Consider the following 24,892-nt stretch of genomic DNA (forward strand, 5'->3'; position numbering starts at 1 on the left):
GTTGGGGTGGCCGTTTCAACCGTTCCTGCCGCCCCGCTGCGGCAGGGGCAAAAGCGACAATGCAGTGCCGCGCCCACCCGATGATGCAATGAGGTCAGTATGGATCAATCTCCCAAATCCTCCCCCGTTCTGACGGGTATTGCGCTATTGGGGGCTGGAATTCTGATCCGGCAGTGGCAACCCGCGGCCCTGCGTCTGCCCGAAGCCGCCAACCACCGCCGCTGCGACCGCGGGTTCAGCCGCGCGGCACGGAAATCCCGCAACGGGCTGGCGATGATCCTGCCGTCGAACCTCACCGGCTCCATTGGCCGCAGCCTCATGGTCATGGGCGCGGGTCTGCTGACCCTGCGGCTGCTGGACCTGCTGGTCGATCAAGAAGAGCGGCTTTACTGATGCCCGTGCTGTCGCTCGCCCCCTTTACTCAACATGCGGCCAAGCGCTACAGCGCCCCGCGAAAGGCGGGCCTATGATACAGGCGTTTGCCTCTTCCCGCGCGGGCTGGTGGGTGATCCTTGCCCTGATCCTGGCCTTTGCCGCGCAGATGGTCGTTGTGAACGGCCTGCCCGCCGCCAGCCAAACCACCCTGTTGGCCGAAGGTGGCTTTTACGAAAGCCTCTCCGTTGTGGGCTATGTCCTGTGCATCCTCGCATTGGTCTGGACCCTGCGCGCCGCGGTGCTGCGGGTCTGGTATCTGCCGCTGGTGCTAGCGGTCATGGCAGCGCGCGAATTGGACCTCGACAAAAGCCTTTTCACCCGCGGCCTGTTCAAAGCCCGCCAGTATACCGGTGAGGGCGTCCCGCTGGGCGAAAGGCTGATCGCCGGGCTGATCCTTGTGCTGATCGTCACCGCGATCCTGCTGATGCTCTGGCGTCACGCCCGGCCCTATCTCGCGGCCCTGTTTCGGGGCCGCGCTTGGGCGGGGGCGGTCCTCCTGGGGATCGGTTTCACCGTCGCTTACAAACTGCTCGACGGCATCGCGCGCAAACTCGCCCCCTTGGGGATCGAGGTCAGCGCCGATGCCGAACGCACCGCCTTCGTCGTCGAGGAGATCGGGGAGCTTGGCATCCCGGTCATGTTCCTCGTCGCCATCCTGCTGTGGCCCGGCCCTGCGCCTGCCACGGCCCATCCCACCAACCGGGCGCACCGCGTCTGACGCCCCCGGGGCCTGCCCCCGGGATTAAACATCACCGACCAAGGAAGAAATCATGGCCGTACTAGTCAACGAAAACACCAAAGTCATCTGTCAGGGTCTGACCGGCTCGCAGGGGACGTTCCACACCGAACAGGCCATCGCCTATGGCACCAAGATGGTCGGCGGCGTGACACCCGGCAAAGGCGGCCAGACGCATCTCGACCTGCCGGTCTTCAACTCCGTGCACGAAGCCAAACACGCGACCGAGGCCAATGCCTCCGTGATCTACGTCCCGCCCCCCTTCGCCGCCGACTCGATCCTTGAGGCGATCGACGCCGAGATGGAGCTGATCGTCTGCATCACCGAAGGCATCCCGGTTCTGGACATGGCTCGCGTCGCCCGCGCGCTCGAAGGCTCCAAGTCGCGCCTGATCGGCCCGAACTGCCCCGGTGTCATCACGCCCGATGCCTGCAAGATCGGCATCATGCCGGGCCACATCCACCGCCGCGGCTCCGTCGGCGTCGTGTCGCGCTCGGGCACCCTGACCTACGAGGCCGTCAAGCAGACCACCGACATGGGCCTCGGCCAGTCTTCGGCCGTGGGCATCGGCGGCGACCCGATCAAAGGGACCGAGCATATCGACGTGCTGGAGATGTTCCTTGCCGATGACGAAACACAGTCGATCATCATGATCGGCGAAATCGGCGGCTCCGCCGAAGAGGAAGCGGCACAGTTCCTCGCCGATGAGAAGAAGAAGGGCCGTTGGAAGCCCACAGCCGGTTTCATCGCCGGCCGCACCGCCCCTCCCGGACGCCGCATGGGCCACGCAGGCGCCATCGTCGCCGGTGGCAAGGGCGACGCGGAGAGCAAGATCGAAGCGATGAAAGAAGCCGGGATCGTGGTCGCCGACAGCCCCGCCACATTGGGCGAAGCGGTCAAAGAAGCGATCGACAAGGGCTGATGCCTGCCGGGCGGGTCACGGCCCGCCCATTGACCCTCTCCGCAAAGCACTATGTTTTGCGGGGTCTTGATAAAAACCACCCGGCGCCGCCGACAGCGAAGGAGGGCAAGATGCACATTCAGACCGCGGTCAATCTCTGCCCGCTTTCGCCCGGCGCCGGCCCGCGGGCAAGCGCCCGATCCGGCGGCCCCGCAGGGCCCTGTACCTCCGCCTTCGATACCTATGGCCCCCCGCCCCGGGCCTGACTATAGACCGACCCTGATTCTGACCCTGTCCCGTCTGCCCCGCCGAACAAAGGTGACCCAATGACCGACCAACCCGCCAACGAACAATTCCACGCCTCTTCCTTTATGGAAGGCGACAACGCGGAATATCTTGAGGCGATGTACGCCCGCTATGCCAATGATCCCAACGCGGTTGACGAGGCATGGCAAACGTTCTTTGCGGCGATGGGCGATGACGCCGAAACCGCGCAAGCCGAGGCCGCTGGCCCCTCTTGGGCGCGCCCCGATTGGCCCCCCGCCCCGCAGAGCGAGGTGATGGGCGCGCTGACAGGCGTCTGGCCCGAACCGACCGAGGCGAAGGCCGCAGGCGAGAAGATCAAGAAAAAGGCCGAGGAAAAGGGCGTTCCCGTTTCCGACGATCAAATCCGCGCCGCCGTGCTCGACAGCATCCGCGCGCTCATGCTGATCCGCGCCTACCGCATCCGTGGCCACCTCGCCGCCACGCTCGACCCTCTGGGCATGCGCGACATGGGCGAACAGCCCGAGCTTGACCCCAAGTCCTACGGTTTCACCGATGCCGACATGGACCGCCCGATCTTCATCGACAATGTGCTGGGCCTTGAAGTGGCCACCATGAAGCAGATCGTCGGCATCGTCCGCTCGACCTACTGCGGCACCTTCGCGCTGCAATATATGCATATTTCCGACCCCGAGCAGGCCGGTTGGCTAAAAGAACGGATCGAAGGCTACGGCAAGGAAATCGCCTTTACTAAGGAAGGCCGCAAGGCAATCCTGAGCAAGCTGGTCGAAGCCGAGGGTTTCGAGAAGTTCCTGCACGTCAAATACATGGGCACCAAGCGTTTCGGCCTCGATGGCGGCGAAAGCCTTGTTCCGGCGATGGAGCAGATCATCAAGCGCGGCGGCCAGTTGGGCGTCAAGGACATCGTCATCGGCATGCCCCACCGGGGCCGTCTGTCGGTCCTCGCTAACGTCATGCAAAAGCCCTACCGCGCGATCTTTAACGAATTCCAAGGCGGCAGCTTCAAACCTGACGATGTGGATGGCTCGGGCGATGTGAAATACCACCTCGGCGCGTCGTCCGACCGTGAGTTTGACGGCAACTCCGTGCACCTGTCGCTAACCGCGAACCCCTCCCACCTTGAAGCGGTGAACCCCGTGGTGCTGGGCAAGGTCCGCGCCAAGCAGGATCAGCTCAACGACGAGGACCGCACCGCCGTCATGCCCGTGCTCCTGCACGGTGACGCGGCTTTTGCGGGCCAAGGTGTCGTGGCCGAATGTTTCGCGCTGTCGGGCCTCAAGGGCCACAAGACCGGCGGCACCATGCATATCGTGGTGAACAACCAAATCGGCTTCACCACCGCGCCGCATTTCTCGCGCTCCTCGCCCTATCCGACCGACAACGCGCTTGTGGTCGAGGCGCCGATCTTCCACGTCAACGGCGATGATCCGGAAGCCGTGGTCCATGCCGCCCGCGTCGCGACCGAGTTCCGCCAGAAGTTCCACAAAGACGTGGTCATCGACATCTTCTGCTACCGCCGCTTTGGTCACAACGAAGGCGATGAGCCGATGTTCACCAACCCGGTGATGTACAAGAGCGTCAAGAAACAGAAAACCACGCTGAGCCTTTATACCTCGCGTCTGGTGGCCGACGGTCTGATCCCCGAGGGTGAGATCGAAGACATGAAGACCGCCTTCCAGAACCATCTGAATGATGAGTTCGAGGCCGGGAAAGACTACCGCCCGAACAAGGCCGACTGGCTCGACGGCAAGTGGTCCGGCATGGACAAAAAGAACAAGTCCTACCAACGCGGCAAAACCGCCATTGCCCCCGAAACGCTGCAAGATGTCGGCAAGGCGATCACCACCGCGCCCGAGGGCTTCCCGCTGCACAAGACCATCGGCCGTCTGCTCGACGCGAAAAAGAAGATGTTCGAAAGCGGTGAGGGCTTCGACTGGGCCACGGCAGAGGCGCTCGCCTTCGGCTCCCTGCTGACCGAGGGCTACAAGGTCCGCCTGTCCGGTCAGGACAGCACCCGCGGCACCTTCAGCCAACGCCACTCGGCCTTCATCAACCAAGAGAACGAAGATCGCTACTACCCGCTGAACCACATCCGCGAAGGTCAGGCCGAGTACGAAGTCATCGACTCGATGCTCAGCGAATATGCAGTGCTGGGCTTTGAATATGGCTACTCGCTGGCCGAACCCAATGCGCTGACGCTTTGGGAAGCGCAGTTCGGCGACTTCGCCAATGGCGCGCAGATCATGTTCGACCAGTTCATCTCGAGCGGTGAGAGCAAGTGGCTGCGGATGTCGGGCCTCGTCTGCCTGATGCCGCATGGCTATGAGGGGCAAGGGCCCGAGCACTCCTCGGCCCGTCTGGAGCGTTTCCTCACCATGTGCGGCGGCGACAACTGGATCGTGGCGAACTGCACCACGCCCGCCAACTACTTCCACATCCTGCGCCGCCAGCTGCACCGCAGCTACCGCAAGCCGCTGATGTTGATGACGCCCAAGTCGCTGCTGCGCCACAAGCTGGCCATCAGCAAGGCCGATGAATTCACCACCGGGTCGAGCTTCCACCGGGTGCTCTGGGATGACGCCGAAAAGGGCAACTCCGACACCAAACTGGTCGCGGATGACAAGATCAAGCGCGTGGTGATGTGTTCGGGCAAGGTCTATTACGACCTGCTGGAAGAGCGTGACGCCCGCGGCATCGACGACATCTACCTCCTGCGCTTCGAGCAGTTCTACCCCTTCCCCGCGCAATCCGCCGTGAAGGAGCTGGAACGCTTCAAAGGGGCCGAGATGATCTGGTGTCAGGAAGAGCCCAAGAACCAAGGTGCATGGTCCTTCATCGAGCCCAATATCGAATGGGTTCTGGGCCGCATCGACGCGAAACATGGCCGCGCCTCCTATGTGGGCCGCGCCACTTCGGCCTCGCCCGCCACGGGTCTGGCCAGCCAGCACAAAGCACAACAAGCCGCCCTCGTTGACGAGGCGCTGACCATCAAAGGAAAGTAAACCATGACAAGCGAAGTACGCGTCCCAACGCTGGGCGAATCCGTCACAGAAGCCACCGTTGCCACATGGTTCAAGAAACCCGGCGATACCGTCGCGGTTGATGAAATGCTCTGCGAGTTGGAAACCGACAAGGTGACTGTCGAGGTGCCCTCCCCCGTCGCAGGCACCCTGAGCGAGATCGTCGCCCAAGAAGGCGACACCGTGGGCGTCGACGCCCTGCTGGCCAATGTCAGCGAAGGCGACAGCGGCACCGCCGCCGCGCCCAAGGCCAAGGAGGCCGCCGAAGATTCCGGCGCTGCCTCCCAGTCCGACCGTGGCGGTGATGCGCCCAAAGCCATCGACGCAGGCGCTACCGAAGTCGCCGCCCGCGAAGGTCAAAGCATCGACGTACAGGTGCCCACCTTGGGCGAATCGGTGACCGAAGCGACCGTGAGCACTTGGTTCAAAAAGGTCGGCGACAAGGTCGAAGCCGATGAGATGCTCTGCGAGTTGGAGACCGACAAAGTTAGCGTCGAAGTCCCCGCCCCCGCCGCAGGCGTGCTGGCCGAAATCTTTGCCGAAGAAGGCAGCACCGTCGAAGCGTCCGCCACACTGGCCGCGCTGACCACCGGCGCAGGCGCTGCTGCCCCCAAGGGTGAAGACGCCAAATCCGGTGCCGGTGCCGCGCCTGAGACCAAGCCCGCCGATGGCAAGGATGTGGAAGACGCGCCTTCCGCCAAGAAAGCGATGGCCGAAGCGGGCATCAGCCGCGATCAGGTCACAGCTTCGGGCCGCGATGGCCGCGTGATGAAGGAAGACGTGGCCAAAGCCGTGGCCGCAGGCGCCTCCGCGCCAAAAGCCGAGGCAAAACCCGCAGCACCGCGCGCTGCCTCCGCCCCCGATGACGCCGCCCGCGAAGAGCGCGTCAAGATGACCCGCCTCAAGCAGACCATGGCGCGCCGCCTGAAGGAAGCGCAGAACACCGCCGCGATCCTGACGACCTTTAACGAGGTCGACATGACCGAGGTCATGGCCCTGCGCAACGCCTACAAGGCCGACTTCGAGAAGAAGCACGGCGTCCGGATGGGCTTCATGTCCTTCTTCACCAAGGCCTGCTGCCACGCGCTGAAAGAGATCCCCGAGGTCAACGCCGAGATCGACGGCACCGACGTGATCTACAAGAACTACGTCCACATGGGCGTCGCCGCAGGCACGCCCACGGGCCTCGTGGTGCCGGTGATCAAGGACGCTGACGCGATGTCCTTTGCCGAGATCGAGAAGGCCGTGAACGCCATGGGCAAGAAGGCCCGTGACGGCAAGCTGACCATGGCCGACATGACCGGCGGCACCTTCACCATCTCCAACGGCGGCGTCTACGGCTCGCTGATGACCGCGCCCATCCTGAACCCGCCGCAGTCCGGCATCCTCGGCATGGCGAAGATCCAGGACCGCCCGATGGCGATCAACGGCGAGGTCGTGATCCGTCCGATGATGTATATCTCGCTCAGCTACGACCACCGCCTGATCGACGGCAAGGGCGCTGTGACCTTCCTCGTCCGCGTCAAAGAGATGCTCGAAGATCCCCGCCGTCTGTTGATGGATCTGTGATACTATGGGCGGGGGGCGCCCCCCGCCCTATCTACCTGTGGACCCGTGGGTTTTCCCACATAGCGAAAGGACACAGACCATGAGTGAAACCACTCTCCTTGCCGCCTATGGCCTTCTGGTCATGCTGACGATCCTCTTGCAGGTGCTGGGCGCGACCCGGCAACTCTCGATGGGCTACCTGATGTCCTCGCGCGATGAGACGCGCACCACAACCGGGATGACCGCCCGTCTGGGCCGCGCGCTTGATAACTCTGTCGTGGCCATGGCGATCTTCGCCCCCGCCGTGCTGCTGGTCGAGATCTTGGGCCGCAACAACAGCGCCACGCTGCTGGCCGCACAGGTCTTCCTGCTGGCACGCATCATCTATTTGATCGTCTACGCCCTTGGCGTGCCGACGATCCGCACGCTGGCGTGGCTCGCAGGCTATGCCGCCACCGCCGTTCTTTATTTCCACGCGCTCTGAAAGGCATTCCCATGCAGATGATCTGCCACTTCGACGTCACCGATTTCGCCGCTTGGAAAGACGCATTCGACGCCGATGCCGAGGCGCGGCGCAATGCGGGGCTCTCGGTGCTGCAAATCTGGCAACACGCCGACAGCAGCAGCAAAGCCTCCGTTCTCTTGGATGTGAACGACCGCAAAAAGGCCGATGACTGGCTCGCCCGCTCCGATGCGCTCAGCAGCGATGACAAGGGCACCGTGACCAGATCCACCGCCTATTTCGTGAAATCCGCATGAGCGCCGAGCTGACCGTCCTGACCCTCGCGGCCCTGCTACAGGGGCTGCAATTCGTCCTCTACGCCGTGCCCGCCAACCGTGAGCTTGGCCCCGGCTACACCATGTCGGCGCGTGACCGTGAGCCTTCGCGCGCCATGAGCGACCGCACCGCCCGTCTGGGCCGCGCGCTCGACAACCATTTCGAAGGGCTGATCCTTTTCGGCATCGCCGTGGGCGTGGTGCAGATGTCGGCCCAGAACACCGCCTTCACCGCCGCCTGCGCTTGGGTCTATCTCATCGCCCGGCTGCTTTATGTTCCGGCCTATGCGCTTGGCCTGCGCCCGCATCGGTCGTTCATCTGGATCATCGGTTTTGCCGCGACCATGCTGATGCTGCTGGCGGCCCTCATCTAACCCTATCCCCAAACACCCGCAGGCAGCGGCGCTTGCACCTGTAACCCGCGCCTCATACCTTGCCTGCACCACCCGACTGCTAAGGAGACCCCCCATGTCGAGCTATGATGTCATCGTGATCGGCTCCGGCCCCGGCGGCTATGTCGCCGCCATCCGTTGCGCGCAACTGGGCCTGAAAACCGCCTGTGTCGAAGGCCGTGAGACCCTCGGGGGCACCTGCCTCAACGTGGGCTGCATCCCCTCCAAGGCGCTGCTCCACGCCACGCATATGCTGCATGAGGCCGAGCATAATTTCGAAGAGATGGGTCTCAAGGCGAAAGCGCCGACCGTCGATTGGAAGCAGATGCTGACCTACAAAGACAAGACCATCGAGACCAACACCAAAGGCATCGAATTCCTGTTCAAAAAGAACAAGATCGACTGGCACAAGGGCTGGGGTTCGATCCCCGAAGCGGGCAAGGTCAAGGTCGGTGATGAGGTCCATGAGGCCAAGAACATCATCATCGCCTCCGGTTCTGAGCCCGCAGGGCTGCCGGGCGTCGAGGTCGATGAGAAAACCGTCGTGACCTCCACCGGCGCGCTGGAACTGGGCAAGATCCCCAAGAAGATGGTGGTGATTGGCGCAGGCGTGATCGGTCTGGAACTGGGCAGCGTCTACGCCCGTCTCGGCACCGAGATTACGGTCGTCGAATATCTCGACGTGATCACCCCCGGCATGGACCCCGAGGTGCAAAAGACCTTCCAGCGCATGCTGAAAAAGCAGGGGCTGAACTTCGTCATGGGCGCTGCCGTGCAGAAGACCGAAGTCGCCAAAGGCAAGGCCACGGTCAGCTACAAGCTGCGCAAGGACGACAGCGAACATGAGATCGAGGCCGATGCCGTGCTCGTCGCCACAGGCCGCAAGCCGGTGATCAAGGGCATGGGGCTCGACGATCTCGGCATTAAGATGACCAAGCGCGGCCAGATCGCCGTGAACGACCATTGGGAGACCTCCGTCAAAGGCGTCTACGCCATCGGCGACGTGATCGAAGGCCCGATGCTGGCCCACAAAGCCGAGGACGAAGGCATGGCCGCCGCCGAGGTCATCGCGGGCAAACATGGCCATGTAAACTACGGCGTGATCCCCGGCGTGATCTACACCCACCCGGAAGTCGCCAGCGTGGGTGAGACCGAGGCGACGCTGAAGGAAGCGGGCCGCGCCTATAAGGTCGGCAAATTCTCCTTCATGGGCAACGCGCGGGCCAAGGCGGTCTTTGCCGGCGACGGTTTCGTCAAGCTGATCGCGGATAAGGAGACCGACCGCATCCTCGGCTGCCACATCATCGGCCCCGGCGCGGGCGACCTGATCCACGAAGTCTGCGTGGCGATGGAATTCGGCGCCTCGGCGCAGGATTTGGCGATGACCTGCCACGCGCACCCGACCTATTCCGAAGCCGTGCGCGAAGCCGCACTGGCCTGCGGCGACGGGCCGATCCACATGTAAGACGACGGGGCGGGCCAAGGGTCCGCCCCTTTTCGTTGCGCAGGCGGCGCTCGCTGCGGCTATCGCGCGTTAACACCCCTGCCCTACAACCTCCCCCGTCGCGACATTCACGGAAGATGAGGCCCTTCGCGGGTCATGTCGATACGTAGAGACATGCAGGGTGACGCCTGTCTTTTCCACCTCCCCCGGCGGCGCCGCCACTTTAACGGCTTCCTAAAAACCTAAGATTGCATCCCGCGAAACCATCGTTTAAGCGGGCACTACAGCATGCCGACAAATCGCGGAGGGCAGCGCCGACCCGCGGGGTGGTGCTGAAAGCGCCGCCCCTGGGGGGCGGGTCGGCGCTGCCCGGCTTGCGGCCGGGCGGAACATGCCAACTCTTGCTCCGCAAAAACAACAACGGCCCACCTAGGTTAGGCAGGCCGCTCAAGACTGGCAGTATAAGCCGCAGGGTCTACTCAGCTTTCGCCGGAGCGACCCGCCGGAAAGTGATCCCGCAATTTTTCTGGATGCTCATTTTCTCCAAGGCTTCCAGCTCACCTTTCAGGCGCCCCAGCTCCGCCGCGGTCTGTTTGTCGCCCTTGATAAAGAAGGCGGCGGGCCAGAACACGACCAGCGCTACGCCGGTGGCGACCGCGTCATCGCTGGCTTTTTTGTTTTGAACGCCAGAGAGTTCGCCAACCTTAGCGCTTACACGGTTCGCTTCGGCCACCAATTGTTTGCAAGAGTAAGACTGGTAAGTCACTGGCGACACGTAGGACGGAGCAATGGTGTCGGCCTTTTGAGCACATGCGCTGACAGAAACCGCCGCCAAGGCAAGCGATGCTACAATTTTCTTCATTTTAAAGTCCTTAACGAAAAATACGCTTCTTCGTAGACTTATGAGCATGTACATTCCAGAGGAAATTCAATCTAAACGCGAATTTCGTGGCGTCACCTATGCGCCTACCCCACCTCCGTAGGCCGCCACCCCGCTTCGCGCAGCAGCGCGTCGGAATGGCTCTCCACTTCCTGCTCCAACCGCGCCATGAAGGTGCGCTTGTCCAGCCCCGGCTCGATCGGCTCCAGAAACTCCACCACGGCCAAGCCCGGGCGGCGGTAGAGGCCCCGGCGTGGCCAGAAGTAGCCCGCATTGGTCGCCGCAGGCACGCAGACCTGTCCCAGTTGATCGTAAAGCACCGCCGTGCCGACCTTGTAAGGCGCGCTGAGCCCCGGGGCGACACGGGTGCCTTGGGAATAGATCACAATCTGCCCCGGCTCCACCCGGCCCGCGTTTACGTCTTCCATCATCTTGGTAATCGCCTGCCCGCGCTTGCCCCGGTTCACTGCGATCATTTGCATCCGCTTGGTGTATTGCCCGATCACCGGCGTCCAAAGCACCTCGCGCTTCATGATGAACTTGGCCCGTGGCAGGGCGTGGAAGATCATGATGATATCGAGGAACGATTGATGTTTGGCCGCGATCAGAACCTCACCCTCGGGGACTTGGCCGCGCACTTCGCAGCGCAGCCCGATCAGCCAACGCGCCGTCCACATGGCCCAAGCGGCATAGGTTTTGCAGCCCGCATAGGCGCCGCGTTTGGAAAACATCGCCCAAGGCGCGAAGGCCAGCCCGATCACCGGCATCGCCACGGTCACCTGCACGATATAGAGGATTGAGCGGACCCATTGCAGCAGCTTCATGTCAACTCCCTCAATGTACGCCGGGCGGCGGCCCCGGTGGCGGCAAAGGCGACCGCGCCAACGAGAAGCGGCACCATCAGCGGCACGGCCCAATGCCAGCCCTGGAAGCCCAAGCCGGTCAAAAATCCGCCTGCCTCGCCCGCGTCAGGCAGCAACACCACCGCGATCATGCCCAAGGCCGTGCCCGCCGCCGCGCCCAGCAGCGCGCGCAGGGTGAAACGGCGGATGAAGGCCCGCGCGATATAATCATCGGTCGCCCCCACCAGCCTCAGCACCGCGATCACCTGCGCATTGGCCGCAAGCGCCGCCTGCGCGGCAAGCGTCACCATCGCGGCCACCGCAGCCCCGATCAACAGCGTCGAAATCCAGCCCAAGAGGCGCAGACGGCTCGCCGCCACGACCAGCGGCGCGCGCCAGCGGCTGTGATCGTCAAGCACCGCGCCCGGCACCTCAGCCGAGAGACGCAGGCGCAGGCCCACGGGGTCCAATCCCTCACCCTCCTCGACCACTTCGATCAGGCGCGGCACCGGCAGGTTCTCCATCGCCAATTCCGGGCCGAACCACGGGGCGAGCAGCTCTTCCTGCTCCGCATCCGTCAGGGCACGGGCCGAAGCCACGCCCTTGGTCGTCTGCAACACCTTCAAAGCCGCCTCCGTCTGGGCCGCGCGTTGGTCCAGCGGCGCCACGATCCGCACCGTCGCCGACTGCGCTAATTCCTGCCCCCAGACCTGCGCCAAACGGCCCGAGGCCAGCGACAGCGCCAAGGCAAAGACCGCCAGAAAGGCCATCGCCCCCGCTGCGAAAAGCGTCAACTGCGCGGTGAAACCCGAAGGCGGCACCACGCGGTCGGCCTGCCGGTCGCCTTTGAAAATCGCGCGCAGGGCGCCCAGATCGAAGCGCTTCACAGATCCGCCCCCGCCAGTTGGATGCGCCGGTTCGCGATGCGCAAGACGCGGGCCTGCACATGCGCTTTGGTGGCGCGGATGAGGCCCAGATCATGGGTGGCGATCAACACGGTCTTGCCCATGCGGTTCAACTCGATCAGCAGCCGCAGCAGCCGCTGGGACATCTCCCAGTCGATGTTCCCCGTCGGCTCATCGGCGAGGATCACATCGGGCGACATGATCACCGCGCGGGCCAAGGCGGCCCGCTGCCGCTCCCCGCCCGAAAGCTCAGGCGGCAGGGCGTCGGCGCGGTTGGTAAGGCCAACCCAAGACATCAATTCTTCCAGATCCGTGCCCCCCGCCTCGGCCCCGCGGCCCGAGACATTCAGCGGCAGAGCCACATTCTCGGTCAGCGGGAGGTGGTCCAGGAATTTCACGTCCTGATGCACCACGCCGACGCGGCGGCGCATCAGCGCGATGTCATCGCGCCCCAGCCCGCGCACGTCTTGCCCGAACATCCGCAGATGCCCCGCCGTGGGCAAAAGCGCCCCGTAGCAGAGCTTCATCAAGGTGGTCTTGCCCGCGCCCGAGGGGCCGGTCAGAAAATGGAAGGATCCGGGGGCGAGTTTCAGCGTGATGTCGGACAGCAATTCGCCCCCGCCATAGCTGTAGGCCACATTTTCGAGCTCTATCACGCATCCACCTTAAAAAACTTCGACCTGTTGTGCCTCAGCACCGGAAAGGATTCAATCACTCAGAACCCCAGCACCCTGCCCAGATATCACTTTTCCTACGTTATTCTAGGACATATGCTGCCCGTTACGATCTCAGAGCACCGAACGAACCCAGGAATGACCATGCGGCTGATCTGCCCCAACTGCGACGCGCAATACGAAGTCCCCGACGATGTGATGCCGGCGGCGGGGCGTGATGTGCAATGTTCCAACTGCGGGCAGACGTGGTTCCAGCATCACCCCGACAATGCGCCAGAGGCCGAAGAGGATGATTTCGCCGACGACGTGATGCGGATGAAGCAGCGCGGCTCGGATGAGGACACGGAAGCCGCCGCAGCGGCCAGCCTGCCCGATTTGCAACCCTTCGGCGATGAAGAGGAAGACGCGCCCTTTGAAGACGATCAAGACGACGACTTCGAAGACGAATTCGACCCCGAGGAGGAAACGCCCCAACCCGCCCCCGCCGCGCCGGTGCGCCGCCCCCTCGACCCCGCCATCGCGGAGATCCTCCGTCAAGAGGCCGCGGCAGAGCAAGAAGCCCGCCGCCGCCGCCAGTCGGAACCGCTGGAAAGCCAGCCGGACCTCGGCCTAGAAGACGCGCCCCGGCCCCAGCCGCAGCAAAGGGCTGAGATTGCGGCAGAAGACCATGTGCCCGAGGATGAAGACGCCCGCCGCGCCCATGAGGCCCGGCTGCGCATGGCCAAAATGCGCGGAGAGCCGGTGCCGGAAAGCGAGGTTGACGCCTATGGCAGCGCCTCGCGCCGCGATCTTCTGCCCGATATCGAAGAGATCAACTCGACCCTGCGCCATGACGGGCAAGAGGGCGCGCAGGCCGGGCCCACCCCCACCGCCGCGCTCGACCGCCCCGAAAAGCCGCAGAAATCCGGCGGGTTCATGCGGGGGTTCACCATAATGATCGTCTTGGCCGCCATCCTCGCGGCGGTCTATGTCTACGCGCCCGAGATCGCGCAGTCCCTGCCGCAGGCCGATCCCTATCTGTCGTCCTATGTGGCATGGATGGACGATGCGCGGCTCTGGCTCGACGGGCAGTTGCAAGACCTGCTGGTCTGGCTCGACACCGTGGCGACCCAATCTCAGGGCTAACCCCGATCAGAACCGATCCAACAGCCTGTTAAGGTAATCCCGCTCGACCTCGGGCCGCTCCGCCTCGCCTGAGCGGCGGCGGATTTCGTCCAGTAACCGCCGCGCGCGGCCCTGATCGTCCGGCCCCTGCGCCAGCGGCGCGTCCGAGCTGTTGGCCCCGCTGCCGCCCTGCTCCCGCCCAAGCGGATCGCGCCCCTCGCCACGCTGATCGCCACCCTCTGCCGTGCCTTGACCCGGCTGGCCTGCGCGTTGCTCCTGCTCCATCGCTTCACCGAGGGCGCGCATGCCCTCGCGCAGCGCCTCCATCGCCTGTGCCTGATTGTCGATCGCCTCGGCCAGTTCATCGCGGCGCAGCGCCTCTCCGGCGCGGTCCATCGCCTCGCCCGCGCGGTCCAGCGCGTCGCGGGCCGCGTCCCCCTCAGCCGTACCCTGCCCGGGCAAACGCCCCTGCTGGCGGCGCAGCTCGTCGCGCAGTGCCTGCTGGCGTCCGGCCAGCCCCTCCTCGCCCCCTTCTTCACCGGAGGGGCCGCCCTGCCCGCGCTGGCCTTCATGGCTCTCGCCGCGCCCCTGCCCGCCGTTGCGGCCTTCGTTGCCGTCACTCTCGCCCGCGCCGGTGCCGGGGTTGAACTGCTCTTGCAGGTCGCGGAAAGCCTGATCGCTTAGCCCCTGTTGCTCACGCAGCGTGTCCGACAGCCCCTCCATCGCCTGCTCACCGGGCGAATTGCCGCCCTGACCCGGCTGGCCTTCGGTGACGCGCATGTTCTCCATCATTTCCTGCAACTGGCGCAGCGCCTCGGCGGCCTCGGCCATGCGGCCCTGCTCCATCAACTCCTGAATGCGGTCCATCATGCGTTGCAGATCGTCTTGGGTCATCTGCATCGCCTCGCCCTGCGGCTGCTGGTCTTCGCCCGCGCCCTCCTGCGCCTGCTGCCGCTGGAGCTGCTCAAGGTAGTCTTCGGTGGCGCGGCGCAACTCGTCCATCAGCTCGGCGATTTCGGCCTGAGAGGCGCCGTTCTTCATCGCCTCGTTCAACCGGTCCTGCGCGCGGCGCATCCGCTCAAGCGCATCGGCCAGCACGCCTTCTTCCAATTCGATCGCCAGCGCCCAGAGGTCTTCGGCCAGATCGGTCTGCAGCTCTTCGTCCAGCCCGTAGCGCGCCCGCAGTTCCAGCCGCCGGATCACCTGCTTGAGCCGCAGTGCTGTCACCTCCGAGCGCAGATCATCTCCGGGGGCATAACTCACCGCGCGCAGCACCTGAGCAATGCGCGGCGCATTGGCGCGCGACCACAAAAGATCGCGCCGCATCTCGATCACCGCCGCCGCCGCCGGATCGAAAAAGCGCCGCCCCGGCAGGGTCAACTGGCTCCACTCGGTCACGGCCTGCTGTTCGGAGGCGTCCAAGACCGAAAGTTGCAGCGACACCGGCAGATTGGCCCATGGGTGTTTCGAGAAATTTTCGATCAACGTCTCTTCGAAATCGCGCCGGTCGCCGCTGATCGGCATGGGCAGCGGCACGACGATCTCAGGCCGCGGCTCGGGGTCGACGGTCAGACCATAGCGCCGGTCGATAGAAGCCAGATCAAGACTAATCCGCGCCTCCCCGGCTTCGACGCCATAGTCATCCCGCGCAACGAACGGCAGGCTCATCTCTCCCAAAGCAGTCACCTCGGGCGGGCCGAGCCGTTCGACCTGCGGCACAGTATCGGGCAGAAGCGTGATCTGCCACGCCCGCGCGCCCGGCCCGTCGATGCTGATCTCACCGCTTTGGCGCAGAGTGAAATCCTGCGCGGGTTCCGAAGACGCCGCCACTTCCCGGCCCGAGACGCTCTCAGCCACCGTCAACGCGCCCAATTCGCCATAGAGCCGCAGGGTGATCAGCGTGCCCTCAGGCAGCGACAGCACCCCGGCCTCCTGATCGTTGAGGTAGAGCGTCGGCTTGCCGGTATGGCGCGGCGGCTCGGCCCAGCCTTCCCAAACGGGGCCGGAGGCGAGCGTGCCACCCGCCCCGCCGGGGGCCAGATGCGTCACCTCGCCCAACCGCCAGACGGAGCCAAAGACAAGCGCCACCATGAACCCAAGCAGCGCCACATAGCGCAGCGCATAGGGATCGGCCTGCGCCACCCGAAGGTCGCCCCTCACCGGTTTCGCCGCAGCCGCCCGCGCGGCCATGCGCCGCTGATGCGCCTGCCAGACCGCTGCCGAGGCGGCATCGCCCGCGCCAATCGCCTGATCGTCCATGAGCGCCCGAATGGGCCGCCCCGGCAGGCTGGCATCCAACCGCGCCAGCGCCGCCGCGCGCGATGGCAGACGGAAACGGCGCAGGGCAAAAATCAAAGCGGAGAGAGCAGCAAGACCGACGATGGCCAACGCGGCCCAAAGCGCCCCGCCCGCCAAAGCATCCTGCGCGCCCATCATCAGCGCCGCCAGCACCGCCAGCACCAGCGCCAACATGGGCCAGAACGCCTGCACCAGCGCCTCGGCCAGCATCCCCCCCCAGGTCAGCCGCAGGGGCCAGCGCAAAGCGCGCAGCCCGTCTGTCCTGTCAGTGGATGTCTCCATGCGTCACGCTCCGGTGGCCCGGCGGCGGGATGCCGTCAAAGCCATTCAGGGATGGTATCGCGGTTTATCATTTCGTCAAAGCTTGGCCGTGGGCGGATAACCGCGAATTGATCGCCGTTCACCAGCACCTCGGGGATCAGGGGCCGCGAATTATACTCGCTGCTCATCACCGCGCCATAAGCCCCGGCAGAGCGGAAGGCCACCAGATCGCCTGAGCCCAGCACCGGCATCATGCGCTGCTTGGCGAAAGTATCACCGGATTCGCAGACCGGGCCCACGATATCGACGGGGCGCGGCTCGGCCCCCGGGGTGGGTTCGTTCAGCGGCACGATGTCATGCCATGCGTCATACATCGCAGGGCGGATCAGATCGTTCATCGCGGCATCGAGGATCAGAAAATCGCGGCCCTCGCCGGATTTGAGATAGATCACCTCGCTCACCAGCACACCTGCGTTGCCCGCGATCAAGCGGCCCGGCTCGATCTCGACCTCGCAGCCCAGATGCCCCAGCGTGCGTTGCACCATCGCGCCGTAATCCGTCGGCAGCGGCGGAGCGGAGTTCGACCGCTCGTAAGGGATGCCCAAGCCGCCGCCGAGGTCCAACCGCCGGATGTCATGGCCATCGGCGCGCAGCACCTCGGTCAGCTCAGCGACCTTGCCGTAAGCCTGCTCAAAGGGGGCGAGATCGGTCAACTGGCTGCCGATATGCACGTCGATGCCGACGATCTTGAGCCCCGGCAACTTAGCTGCCATGGCATAGACTTCGCGGGCGCGGGCGATCGGGATGCCGAACTTATTCTCGCTCTTGCCGGTGGCGATCTTGGCGTGGGTTTTGGCGTCAACGTCCGGGTTCACGCGGATGGTGATCGGGGCCACTTTGCCCAGCTCCCGCGCCACGACATCCAGCAGGATCATCTCCGGTTCGCTCTCGACGTTGAACTGGCGGATGCCCCCCGTCAGCGCCAATTCGATCTCTTCCCGGGTCTTGCCGACGCCGGAGAAGACGATCTTATCGCCCGGCACGCCTGCCGCTTTCGCCCGGCGGTATTCCCCGCCCGAGACCACATCCATCCCCGCCCCCGCCTGCGCGAGCGTGCGCAAGACGGCTTGGTTGGAATTGGCCTTCATCGCATAGCAGACCAGATGGTCCATCCCCGACAGCGCATCGTCAAAAAGGTGGAAATGGCGCAGCAGCGTGGCGGTGGAATAGACATAGACGGGCGTGCCCACGGCGGCGGCAATCTCGGCCAGGCTTACGTCTTCGGCGTGCAACACACCGTCTTTATAGAGAAAATGATCCATCTGCGCTTGGCCCCATGTCGTCGCCGCTTATCTGATGGGCGCTGTCCGCAGGAACAGATAGAGCGGCAGGCCACAGCTCACCCCAATACAGAACGTGGCGGGAATGGCAATCAGGCTGAGGAAATTGCGCCGCACGGCGACCTCGGCAATGATCCAGATGGTTAAAGTGACGGCAGCGATGGTCAGATCCCAGACCAGCCCGCTGGCGGCGGCATTGGCGTGCCAAGCGTCCACCATGGCGGTCAGGCTCCAGCCTTCGGCGTTGAACCATGTGACGAAGTAATACATCGGATGCACCGCCCCCCAGACCGCCAGGGCGAGGTAGAGCATCCGCAAAAGCGACATCAGAAACTCTTGACCACGCCGACGGTGGCATAGCCCGACAGGCTGATCCCCGGCTCGGTCGGCGGTGTCGGCGCGGCCTGCCGTGGGGCGGACTGCGGCGGGGTGCAAGCGGCCAAGGCAAGCGCCCCGGCCACCAGTGTGATCTGCAACAGCGGCCTCACGACCCGGCCCCGAGCGAGACGGAGAACGGCCCCCGGCGCAGCCCCACCGCTGTGCCTACCGAGACGCCCGACGAGGACATGGTGATGCTGCTGCTCGCCGTGGGCCGCACCGGTTCGCCATCCGCGCCACAGGCGGCAAGGCTCAACAGGGAAAGGGCCGCAAGGAGGCGTTTCACTTCAGGATTTCCTTCCAACGCGCGATCTGGGCACGCACCTGCGCAGGCGCGGTGCCGCCGTAAGACATGCGCGAGTTTACCGAATTTTCGACGCCAAGCACATCAAAAACATCCGCAGTGATCTCGGCATGGACCGATTGCATCTGCTCCAACGTCAGGTCCGGCAGATCGCAGCCCTGCGCCTCGGCCATGGCGACCAGCGTGCCGGTCACGTGATGCGCGTCGCGGAACGGCAGGTTCGGCACGCGCACCAGCCAGTCGGCGAGATCGGTCGCGGTGGAGAAGCCCGAGCCTGCTGCGGCGGCGAGGTTCTCGCGCTCGGCGGTCATGTCACCCACCATCCCGGTCATCGCGGCCAGCGCCAGCATCAGGTTGTCGGCAGCGTCAAAGACCTGCTCTTTGTCCTCCTGCATGTCCTTGGAATAGGCCAGCGGCAGCCCCTTCATCACCATCATCAGCGCGGTGTTGGCGCCAAAGATGCGGCCCACTTTGGCGCGGATAAGCTCGGCAGCGTCGGGGTTTTTCTTTTGCGGCATGATGCTGGAGCCGGTCGAAAAACGATCCGACAGCGCCACGAAACGGAACTGCGCCGAGGACCAGATCACCAGTTCCTCGGCGAAGCGCGACAGGTGCATGGCGCAGATGCTGGCGGCCGACATGAATTCCAGCGCGAAGTCGCGGTCGCTCACCGCGTCGAGGGAGTTCGCGGCGGGGCGGTCAAAGCCAAGCGCCTCTGCCGTCATCTCGCGGTCGATCGGGAAGGAGGTGCCGGCCAATGCGGCGGCGCCCAGCGGGCATTCGTTCATCCGCGCCCGCGCGTCGCGGATGCGCGAGAGGTCGCGGCCAAACATCTCGACATAGGCCATCATGTGATGGCCCCACGTCACGGGCTGGGCGGTTTGCAGGTGGGTAAAGCCCGGCATGACCCAGTCGGCCCCCGCTTCAGCCTGAGACAAAAGCGCGCGGATCAGCGCTTGCAGACCCTCATCGGCGGCGTCCAACTGATCGCGCACCCAGAGTTTAAAATCTGTGGCGACTTGGTCGTTCCGGCTGCGGCCCGTGTGCAGGCGGCCTGCGGGCTCACCGATCAGGTCTTTCAGCCGCGCCTCGACGTTCATGTGGATGTCTTCAAGCGCTGCCGAGAACTCAAACCGGCCCTCTTCGATCTCTGACAAGATCGTGAGAAGCCCTTCCCGTATGGCCTCGGCGTCGTTATCAGTCAGGATGCCCGTGGCTGCCAGCATGGCGGCATGGGCACGCGACCCACTGATGTCTTGTGCGGCCATCCGTTTGTCGAACCCGATCGAGGCGTTGATTGCCTCCATGATCGCGTCCGGTCCGGCGGCGAAACGGCCACCCCACATTTTGTTCGAGGTCGTGTCGGTCATGTTGAATACCCTTGGAGGGACGTATGAAAAATCTCGTGCTTGGCTTCGTTTATACGCTGCTTGTCGCAGGTGCAAACCCCGCCCTTGCCGGAACGGCTGACATCGCGGGGCTGCGCGAAGGGGACATGAAGAAACTCGTGATCCACGATGCGCCGCAGGCGGCTTCTGACGTGACCTTTAAGCGTGAGGACGATGGCGAGGCGATGTCGCTGGCGGATTACGAAGGCAAGGTCGTATTGGTGAACTTCTGGGCCACATGGTGCGCACCCTGCCGCAAGGAAATGCCGCAGTTGAATGCCCTGCAAAAGGAATTCGGCGGCGGTGATTTTCAGGTGCTGACCATCGCCACGGGGCGCAACTCTGAGGAAGGGATCAAACGGTTCTTCGAGGAAGCGGGCGTCGACAGCCTGCCCCGCCACCAAGACCCGAAGCAAAAGCTTGCCAGCCAGATGGGCGTGTTCGGCCTGCCGATCAGCGTGATCCTTGACCGTGAGGGGCGCGAGATTGCCCGGTTGCAGGGCGATGCGAAATGGGATTCCGACAGCGCGCGGGCGATCATCGCGGCCCTGATCGAAGAAGACGCCGAGAGCTAAGCGCCTCTCGAACGGTCGGGCGCCCGTGCCCAGCTGTCAGGCCACATGCCGCAAGATCGCCGCCTCCGATGTGCTGAGATTGCGCCGCGCGAAACCGCCATAGCTGTGCGGGTCCGTCTCAAGCTGCGGATAGGCCGCCAGCAGCCGCGCCCGGTCCTGCGTGCCAAGGCTGGTGAGCGGGGCCGAGGCGGGATGAAAGCTTTCAGTCTCGACCCCATTGGCCCACATCACCTGATGTTCGGCCAGCAACACATGGACATAGGTCACCTCGCGCAGGGACATATCGCTGGCCACGCTGCGCCCGTTGATCAGGTCCTTGGCGGCGACCAGCACTTCGTCGCAGTTGAACAGATCACGGGCTTGCGCACCTTGCAGCACGATCCGGTGATCGGGGGAGATCAGCAGCGGGGCATCGGGCCGGGCAACCCCCAAGGCACCGGGGCGGAAGCGCACGGGGCGCAGATGCGGCATGGCATGCAGCCGCGCGCCTGTCATCCGGCGGCTGCCGATCCACTCCAGCGGCTGCGCGCCATTGTCCTTGGTCTGGATCAGATCGCCCTCGCGCAACTCTTCGATCAGGGCGCTGCCCTTGGGGGTCCGGATGCGGGTGCCGGGGGTGAAACAGATCACCCCGCCGCCCTCGGGCCGGTCATCGCGCGCCGGGGTCAGGGTGCTGTGCATCACCCAAAGCTCGCTGTTGCGCGGGGGCAGTTCATCGACGAACATCAGCAGCGGCATCCGCCCCGGGCCTGCGTCGATCAGGGTGACGGTATAGGTCCGCGCGCCATTGGTGACCATGAAGCTGTCGTCGGGCAGCGGGGCCGTGCCCAGATCGCGCCGCGGCGCGGGCGGCAGCATGCCCCCCTCCTCCAGTGCCGCCCCGATCAGGCGCTGCACCTTGCGGGCCGCGCGTTTGCGCAGCCGCTCTGCCCCGTCCGCCATATCCAGCCGCAGCACATCATTCGGCCCATCCACCCGGATGGTATCCCCGCGCCACGCCCAGGCCGAGCCCAGTTCGAGCGACTGCACCGGCGCGGCCTCCAGACCGTCGATCTCTGTTTGCGACCAGCTGATGACAAACGTGCCCCGAAAGCCCGTTTTCATAACTGCTCTGCCTGCCTCTTTATTATTACCATTAGCCTAGCAAAGGCGGGGCGCTCGCGAAAGATGGCGTGAATGTGGCAAGCGAACCTGTTGCAAATTGATCTTCCCGCAGCGCCACGCGACGGAACGCTTGTAAATCGTCAGCGTCTTGATAACGTCAAACGGACAAACAGCCGGAGGCACCGCATGTCGGAAGAAGTACCCCCCAGCCCGTCACGCCGCATCGTCTCTTCACGTCACTTAGCTGAGGGCGATGGCTGGGAGGCCTCGGAACTCGAATATGGCATGATCATCGCCTATAACGCCTTCACCCGCTGGATGTCGCGCTGCATGGCGGCGGCGGGGAACGGCGATCTGACGCCCTTGGAAATCCTCGTGCTGCACAACGCCAACCACCGGGGCCGGGAGAAGCGGCTTACGGATATCTGCTTCCTGCTCAACATCGAAGACACGCATACGGTGAACTACGCGCTGCGCAAGCTGGTGAAGGCCGAATTGCTGAGCGCCGAAAAACGCGGCAAGGAGGTGTTCTATCGCACCTCGCCTGCGGGCGCCGAGCTTTGTGAAGCCTATCGCGCGATCCGTCAGGCGTGTTTTCTGGATGGCTTGCCGCGCACCGATATCTCGGGCGACGAACTGCGCAAGATTGCGGCGCAGCTACGGGCGATGTCGGGGCAATATGACCAAGCGAGCCGCGCGGCGGCCTCGCTGTAGAGCGCGGGCGCGAGGGCTGCCCCCCCCGCGCCAGCAATAGCTTAGATCAGCGCGGCAATGGCGCGCGCAGTGTCGTTCATGCGGTTCGAGAAACCCCATTCATTGTCATACCAGCTGACCACGCGGATCATGCCGCCATCGGTCACCCGCGTCTGATCGGGCGCGAGGGTGGAGGAATGCGGATCGTGGTTGAAATCGGTCGAGACCAGCGGCGCAGGCTCATAGGCCAGCACGCCCTTCAACACGCCAATGGCGGCCTCTTGCATCGCGGCGTTCACCGCCTCTGCCGTGGCCGGTTTCTTGGGCATAATGCACAGGTCCACGAGCGAGACATTGGCCGTCGGCACCCGCACGGCGGACCCTTCGAGCACGCCTTTCAGATGGGGGATCACCTCGGAAATCGCGGCGGCGGCGCCGGTCGAGGTGGGCACCATCGACAGGGCGGCGGCACGGCCACGATAGGGGTCGCGGTGCGGGCTGTCATGGGTCGGCTGGTCGCCGGTATAGGCGTGGATCGTGGTCATATAGCCGGTCTCGATCCCGAAAGTATCGTCCAGCACCTTGGCCACGGGGGCGAGGCAGTTGGTGGTGCAGGAGGCGTTGGAGACGATCACGTCTTCGCCGGTCAACTCCTCATGGTTGACGCCGTAGACCACGGTGCGGTCCACGCCCTTGCCGGGGGCCGAGATCAACACGCGTTTGCTGCCATTCTCCAGATGTTTCGCCGCCGCCTCGCGGGCGGTGAAGAAACCGGTGCATTCATAGGCCACATCCACGTCGCCCCAAGGCAGCTTCGCCGGATCGCGCTCTGCCGTCATGCGGATGCTCTGGCCCGCCACATGCAGGGTGCCGTCCTTCAATTCCGCATCCACCGGCAGGCGGCCATGGACGGAGTCGTATTTCAGCAGGTGCAGCAGGTTCTCGGCATCGGTCAGGTCGTTGATGGCAACGACTTCGATCCCGTCAAAGCCGTTCTCGATCAGCGCGCGCAGCACGCAGCGTCCGATGCGGCCAAAGCCGTTGATGGCGATTTTAGTGGTCATGGTGAGTCCTCCGGTGGCCCGGTTTTGGGCGGATTGGCGCGGTTAGCGCTAACATAGCATCGGGTGCGACGGAGTTCAATTGGCCAGAGGTAGGAAATCGGCACCCGGTTTCAAGGCGCCGATCTTGGGCCGTGTTTTCAGCCCGTCTTCATGAATGCGCGCTATGGCGGCGGCGCACGCTGTCGGGCCGCCCCGGCAGGCTGAGCCGCGCATCGCTACGCGCTTGGCGAGAGATCACGCGCCCCTTGGCCACCACAAAAAGCCGGTCAGGCCGCAGACGCAGCGCTTCGATCGGGTTGCCCGCGTCCAGCACCACCAACGAGGCCGTCGCGCCGACCTTCAGGCCATAGTCCTGCAAACCCAGAATCCGCGCGTTCACATTCGTCACCATGTCAAAGCAGCGGCGCATCTCCTCGGGCGAGGTCATCTGCGCCACATGCAGCCCCATGAAGGCCACGTCGAGCATGTCGCCCGTGCCCATGGAATACCACGGGTCCATGACGCAATCCTGCCCCCAGCCGACGTCGATGCCCATGGCCTGCATCTCTTTCACGCGCGTCAGGCCGCGGCGTTTCGGGAAGCTATCGTGGCGGCCCTGCAGGGTGATGTTAATGAGCGGGTTCGGGATCGCGGCGACCTCTGCCTCGGCCATCAGCGGCAGCAGTTTCGAGACGTAGTAGTTGTCCATCGAATGCATCGACGTGAGGTGAGAACCAGCCACCCTGCCCTGCAAGCCGAGGCGTTGGGTCTCATAGGCCAGAGTCTCGATGTGGCGAGAATGGGGGTCGTCGGTCTCGTCGCAGTGCAAGTCGACCATGAGGCCGCGCTCTGCGGCGAGCTCGCATAGGGCAGTGACGGAGCGCGCGCCGTCGGCCATGGTGCGTTCGAAATGCGGGATGCCGCCCACCACATCGACACCCATATCAAGGGCGCGAATGGTGTTCTCATGCGCCGTGGGGTCGCGGTAGAGGCCGTCTTGGGGGAAGGCGACGAGTTGCAGGTCGATGTAGTCCTTGACCGTTTCGCGCACGTCGAGAAGGGCTTCGACACCCAAAAGGCGGTCATCGCAGGTGTCGACATGGCTGCGGATCGCCAGCAGGCCCAGCGAGGCGGCCCAGTCGCAGTATTCCAGCGCGCGGGCTTTGACTTCGTCTTGCGTCATCACCTGCTTGAGTTCGCCCCAGAGGCCGATGCCTTCGAGAAGTGTGCCCGAGGCGTTGATCCGCGGGGTGCCGTAGCTGAGCGTGGCGTCCATGTGGAAATGCGGGTCGACGAAGGGCGGGCTGACGAGGTCGCCGCTGGCGTCGATGGTCTCGCGAGATTCGGCGGTCGAGAGGTCTTCGATGGCGGTGATCTTGTCGCCCTTGATGCCGATGTCGGTGGTGCGGCCGTCGGGAAGTGTGCCGCCTTTGATGATGAGGTCGAACATAGTTTGGTCCTTTTCAGTTATGCCCCGCCCGGGCGCAGGCCGGGCAGCCCCCGGCCGCCCGGGCGGGGGCTTCACCCCCACCCGCGGCCGGGAGCAGCCCTTAGCGATCTATAGC

The 24,892-nt window shown here is 64.4% G+C and carries 25 protein-coding genes; 12 read left to right on the forward strand and 13 right to left on the reverse strand.

The genetic code is table 11. The features are described from left to right. The first annotated feature begins 99 nt into the window (after nt 1-99). From ACGYLD_RS11245 to lpdA, 9 genes are all read left to right on the forward strand, one after another. Entirely contained in the window at nt 100-393 is a 294-nt protein-coding gene (locus ACGYLD_RS11245; RefSeq protein WP_271691983.1) for a hypothetical protein, read from the forward strand. 73 nt (nt 394-466) lie between these two features. Beyond that, nucleotides 467-1,153: a hypothetical protein gene (locus ACGYLD_RS11250; protein ID WP_271691984.1), complete on the forward strand. Its 687-nt coding sequence runs from the start codon at nt 467-469 to the stop codon at nt 1,151-1,153. Nucleotides 1,154-1,205: 52 nt separating this feature from the next. Beyond that, nucleotides 1,206-2,093, forward strand: coding sequence for a succinate--CoA ligase subunit alpha (gene sucD / locus ACGYLD_RS11255; RefSeq protein WP_067261915.1), 888 nt, complete (start codon nt 1,206-1,208; stop codon nt 2,091-2,093). A gap of 305 nt (nt 2,094-2,398) precedes the next feature. Beyond that, on the forward strand, nt 2,399-5,359 hold the full coding sequence (locus ACGYLD_RS11260) for a 2-oxoglutarate dehydrogenase E1 component (RefSeq protein ID WP_271691985.1): 2,961 nt from the start codon (nt 2,399-2,401) through the stop codon (nt 5,357-5,359). 3 nt (nt 5,360-5,362) lie between these two features. Then, complete coding sequence (gene odhB / locus ACGYLD_RS11265; protein ID WP_271691986.1) at nt 5,363-6,946, forward strand: 2-oxoglutarate dehydrogenase complex dihydrolipoyllysine-residue succinyltransferase; 1,584 nt, start codon at nt 5,363-5,365, stop codon at nt 6,944-6,946. Nucleotides 6,947-7,025: 79 nt separating this feature from the next. After that, nucleotides 7,026-7,409: an MAPEG family protein gene (locus ACGYLD_RS11270; RefSeq protein WP_394402597.1), complete on the forward strand. Its 384-nt coding sequence runs from the start codon at nt 7,026-7,028 to the stop codon at nt 7,407-7,409. Between the two features lie 11 nt (nt 7,410-7,420). After that, nucleotides 7,421-7,684 carry a hypothetical protein gene (locus tag ACGYLD_RS11275; protein ID WP_394402599.1) on the forward strand — a complete coding sequence of 88 codons (264 nt, stop codon included), beginning with the start codon at nt 7,421-7,423 and terminating at the stop codon, nt 7,682-7,684. Next, nucleotides 7,681-8,076 (forward strand): MAPEG family protein, encoded by a 396-nt coding sequence (locus ACGYLD_RS11280; RefSeq protein WP_322329212.1) that lies wholly within the window; start codon nt 7,681-7,683, stop codon nt 8,074-8,076. The genes ACGYLD_RS11275 and ACGYLD_RS11280 overlap by 4 nt, the downstream gene beginning before the upstream one ends. Before the next feature lie 94 nt (nt 8,077-8,170). Next, nucleotides 8,171-9,559 (forward strand): dihydrolipoyl dehydrogenase, encoded by a 1,389-nt coding sequence (lpdA, locus tag ACGYLD_RS11285; RefSeq protein WP_394402600.1) that lies wholly within the window; start codon nt 8,171-8,173, stop codon nt 9,557-9,559. 454 nt (nt 9,560-10,013) lie between these two features. On the opposite strand, the gene ACGYLD_RS11290 is transcribed toward lpdA, so the two are convergent. From ACGYLD_RS11290 to ACGYLD_RS11305, 4 genes are all read right to left on the reverse strand, one after another. Beyond that, a complete protein-coding gene (locus tag ACGYLD_RS11290; RefSeq protein ID WP_271691992.1) occupies nt 10,014-10,400 on the reverse strand; it encodes a hypothetical protein in 387 nt (128 codons plus the stop codon). A 104-nt stretch (nt 10,401-10,504) separates the two neighbouring features. Beyond that, nucleotides 10,505-11,242 (reverse strand): 1-acyl-sn-glycerol-3-phosphate acyltransferase, encoded by a 738-nt coding sequence (locus ACGYLD_RS11295; RefSeq protein ID WP_271691993.1) that lies wholly within the window; start codon nt 11,240-11,242, stop codon nt 10,505-10,507. Next, the gene (locus ACGYLD_RS11300) at nt 11,239-12,147 is read right to left on the reverse strand and encodes an ABC transporter permease (RefSeq protein ID WP_271691994.1); all 909 of its coding nucleotides are present in this window, start codon (nt 12,145-12,147) and stop codon (nt 11,239-11,241) included. The genes ACGYLD_RS11295 and ACGYLD_RS11300 overlap by 4 nt, the downstream gene beginning before the upstream one ends. Next, on the reverse strand, nt 12,144-12,821 hold the full coding sequence (locus tag ACGYLD_RS11305; RefSeq protein WP_067261931.1) for a cell division ATP-binding protein FtsE: 678 nt from the start codon (nt 12,819-12,821) through the stop codon (nt 12,144-12,146). The genes ACGYLD_RS11300 and ACGYLD_RS11305 overlap by 4 nt, the downstream gene beginning before the upstream one ends. Nucleotides 12,822-12,983: 162 nt before the next feature. On the opposite strand from ACGYLD_RS11305, the gene ACGYLD_RS11310 reads away from it, so the two are divergent. After that, nucleotides 12,984-13,964, forward strand: a complete 981-nt coding sequence (locus tag ACGYLD_RS11310; RefSeq protein WP_271691995.1) for a zinc-ribbon domain-containing protein — start codon at nt 12,984-12,986, stop codon at nt 13,962-13,964. A 6-nt stretch (nt 13,965-13,970) separates the two neighbouring features. Here the strand turns inward: ACGYLD_RS11310 and ACGYLD_RS11315 are convergent, their stop codons facing one another. From ACGYLD_RS11315 to argH, 6 genes are read right to left on the reverse strand one after another with little or no spacing between them, the layout of a single operon-like run. Then, entirely contained in the window at nt 13,971-16,523 is a 2,553-nt protein-coding gene (locus tag ACGYLD_RS11315) for a DUF4175 domain-containing protein (protein ID WP_271691996.1), read from the reverse strand. 35 nt (nt 16,524-16,558) lie between these two features. After that, the gene (lysA, locus tag ACGYLD_RS11320; RefSeq protein WP_394402603.1) at nt 16,559-17,824 is read right to left on the reverse strand and encodes a diaminopimelate decarboxylase; all 1,266 of its coding nucleotides are present in this window, start codon (nt 17,822-17,824) and stop codon (nt 16,559-16,561) included. 27 nt (nt 17,825-17,851) lie between these two features. After that, complete coding sequence (locus ACGYLD_RS11325; protein WP_271691998.1) at nt 17,852-18,169, reverse strand: DUF2834 domain-containing protein; 318 nt, start codon at nt 18,167-18,169, stop codon at nt 17,852-17,854. Beyond that, nucleotides 18,169-18,330 (reverse strand): hypothetical protein, encoded by a 162-nt coding sequence (locus tag ACGYLD_RS11330; protein WP_271689321.1) that lies wholly within the window; start codon nt 18,328-18,330, stop codon nt 18,169-18,171. Before ACGYLD_RS11330 ends, ACGYLD_RS11325 begins: the two co-directional genes overlap by 1 nt. Then, nucleotides 18,327-18,506: a hypothetical protein gene (locus ACGYLD_RS11335; protein ID WP_271689320.1), complete on the reverse strand. Its 180-nt coding sequence runs from the start codon at nt 18,504-18,506 to the stop codon at nt 18,327-18,329. Before ACGYLD_RS11335 ends, ACGYLD_RS11330 begins: the two co-directional genes overlap by 4 nt. Beyond that, complete coding sequence (gene argH / locus ACGYLD_RS11340; RefSeq protein WP_271692000.1) at nt 18,503-19,894, reverse strand: argininosuccinate lyase; 1,392 nt, start codon at nt 19,892-19,894, stop codon at nt 18,503-18,505. Before argH ends, ACGYLD_RS11335 begins: the two co-directional genes overlap by 4 nt. A 23-nt stretch (nt 19,895-19,917) precedes the next feature. On the opposite strand from argH, the gene ACGYLD_RS11345 reads away from it, so the two are divergent. Further along, nucleotides 19,918-20,487, forward strand: coding sequence for a TlpA family protein disulfide reductase (locus ACGYLD_RS11345; protein WP_271692001.1), 570 nt, complete (start codon nt 19,918-19,920; stop codon nt 20,485-20,487). 36 nt (nt 20,488-20,523) lie between these two features. On the opposite strand, the gene ACGYLD_RS11350 is transcribed toward ACGYLD_RS11345, so the two are convergent. After that, the gene (locus ACGYLD_RS11350) at nt 20,524-21,591 is read right to left on the reverse strand and encodes a Hint domain-containing protein (RefSeq protein ID WP_271692002.1); all 1,068 of its coding nucleotides are present in this window, start codon (nt 21,589-21,591) and stop codon (nt 20,524-20,526) included. A 186-nt stretch (nt 21,592-21,777) separates the two neighbouring features. Here ACGYLD_RS11350 and ACGYLD_RS11355 point away from each other — a divergent pair, with 186 nt between their 5' ends. Next, nucleotides 21,778-22,305, forward strand: coding sequence for a winged helix DNA-binding protein (locus ACGYLD_RS11355; RefSeq protein WP_271692003.1), 528 nt, complete (start codon nt 21,778-21,780; stop codon nt 22,303-22,305). 41 nt (nt 22,306-22,346) lie between these two features. Here the strand turns inward: ACGYLD_RS11355 and gap are convergent, their stop codons facing one another. Further along, nucleotides 22,347-23,348: a type I glyceraldehyde-3-phosphate dehydrogenase gene (gene gap / locus ACGYLD_RS11360; RefSeq protein ID WP_271692004.1), complete on the reverse strand. Its 1,002-nt coding sequence runs from the start codon at nt 23,346-23,348 to the stop codon at nt 22,347-22,349. Between the two features lie 148 nt (nt 23,349-23,496). After that, entirely contained in the window at nt 23,497-24,777 is a 1,281-nt protein-coding gene (locus ACGYLD_RS11365; protein ID WP_271692006.1) for an amidohydrolase family protein, read from the reverse strand. Between the last annotated feature and the right edge of the window lie 115 nt (nt 24,778-24,892).

The organism is Sulfitobacter sp. 1A12056 (assembly GCF_043558125.1).
Classification (GTDB): Bacteria; Pseudomonadota; Alphaproteobacteria; order Rhodobacterales; family Rhodobacteraceae; genus Sulfitobacter; species Sulfitobacter faviae.

Bases quoted from the DNA above. Each gene is read 5' to 3' on its own strand.
- gap (WP_271692004.1), bottom strand. From the start codon at position 23,348: ATGACCACTAAAATCGCCATCAACGGCTTTGGCCGCATCGGACGCTGC.
- ACGYLD_RS11290 (WP_271691992.1), bottom strand. From the start codon at position 10,400: ATGAAGAAAATTGTAGCATCGCTTGCCTTGGCGGCGGTTTCTGTCAGC.
- ACGYLD_RS11310 (WP_271691995.1), top strand. From the start codon at position 12,984: ATGCGGCTGATCTGCCCCAACTGCGACGCGCAATACGAAGTCCCCGAC.
- ACGYLD_RS11325 (WP_271691998.1), bottom strand. From the start codon at position 18,169: ATGTCGCTTTTGCGGATGCTCTACCTCGCCCTGGCGGTCTGGGGGGCG.
- ACGYLD_RS11315 (WP_271691996.1), bottom strand. From the start codon at position 16,523: ATGGAGACATCCACTGACAGGACAGACGGGCTGCGCGCTTTGCGCTGG.
- argH (WP_271692000.1), bottom strand. From the start codon at position 19,894: ATGACCGACACGACCTCGAACAAAATGTGGGGTGGCCGTTTCGCCGCC.
- lysA (WP_394402603.1), bottom strand. From the start codon at position 17,824: ATGGATCATTTTCTCTATAAAGACGGTGTGTTGCACGCCGAAGACGTA.
- odhB (WP_271691986.1), top strand. From the start codon at position 5,363: ATGACAAGCGAAGTACGCGTCCCAACGCTGGGCGAATCCGTCACAGAA.
- ACGYLD_RS11350 (WP_271692002.1), bottom strand. From the start codon at position 21,591: ATGAAAACGGGCTTTCGGGGCACGTTTGTCATCAGCTGGTCGCAAACA.
- ACGYLD_RS11345 (WP_271692001.1), top strand. From the start codon at position 19,918: ATGAAAAATCTCGTGCTTGGCTTCGTTTATACGCTGCTTGTCGCAGGT.
- ACGYLD_RS11260 (WP_271691985.1), top strand. From the start codon at position 2,399: ATGACCGACCAACCCGCCAACGAACAATTCCACGCCTCTTCCTTTATG.
- ACGYLD_RS11280 (WP_322329212.1), top strand. From the start codon at position 7,681: ATGAGCGCCGAGCTGACCGTCCTGACCCTCGCGGCCCTGCTACAGGGG.
- ACGYLD_RS11245 (WP_271691983.1), top strand. From the start codon at position 100: ATGGATCAATCTCCCAAATCCTCCCCCGTTCTGACGGGTATTGCGCTA.
- ACGYLD_RS11250 (WP_271691984.1), top strand. From the start codon at position 467: ATGATACAGGCGTTTGCCTCTTCCCGCGCGGGCTGGTGGGTGATCCTT.
- ACGYLD_RS11275 (WP_394402599.1), top strand. From the start codon at position 7,421: ATGCAGATGATCTGCCACTTCGACGTCACCGATTTCGCCGCTTGGAAA.
- ACGYLD_RS11295 (WP_271691993.1), bottom strand. From the start codon at position 11,242: ATGAAGCTGCTGCAATGGGTCCGCTCAATCCTCTATATCGTGCAGGTG.
- sucD (WP_067261915.1), top strand. From the start codon at position 1,206: ATGGCCGTACTAGTCAACGAAAACACCAAAGTCATCTGTCAGGGTCTG.
- ACGYLD_RS11270 (WP_394402597.1), top strand. From the start codon at position 7,026: ATGAGTGAAACCACTCTCCTTGCCGCCTATGGCCTTCTGGTCATGCTG.
- lpdA (WP_394402600.1), top strand. From the start codon at position 8,171: ATGTCGAGCTATGATGTCATCGTGATCGGCTCCGGCCCCGGCGGCTAT.
- ACGYLD_RS11355 (WP_271692003.1), top strand. From the start codon at position 21,778: ATGTCGGAAGAAGTACCCCCCAGCCCGTCACGCCGCATCGTCTCTTCA.
- ACGYLD_RS11365 (WP_271692006.1), bottom strand. From the start codon at position 24,777: ATGTTCGACCTCATCATCAAAGGCGGCACACTTCCCGACGGCCGCACC.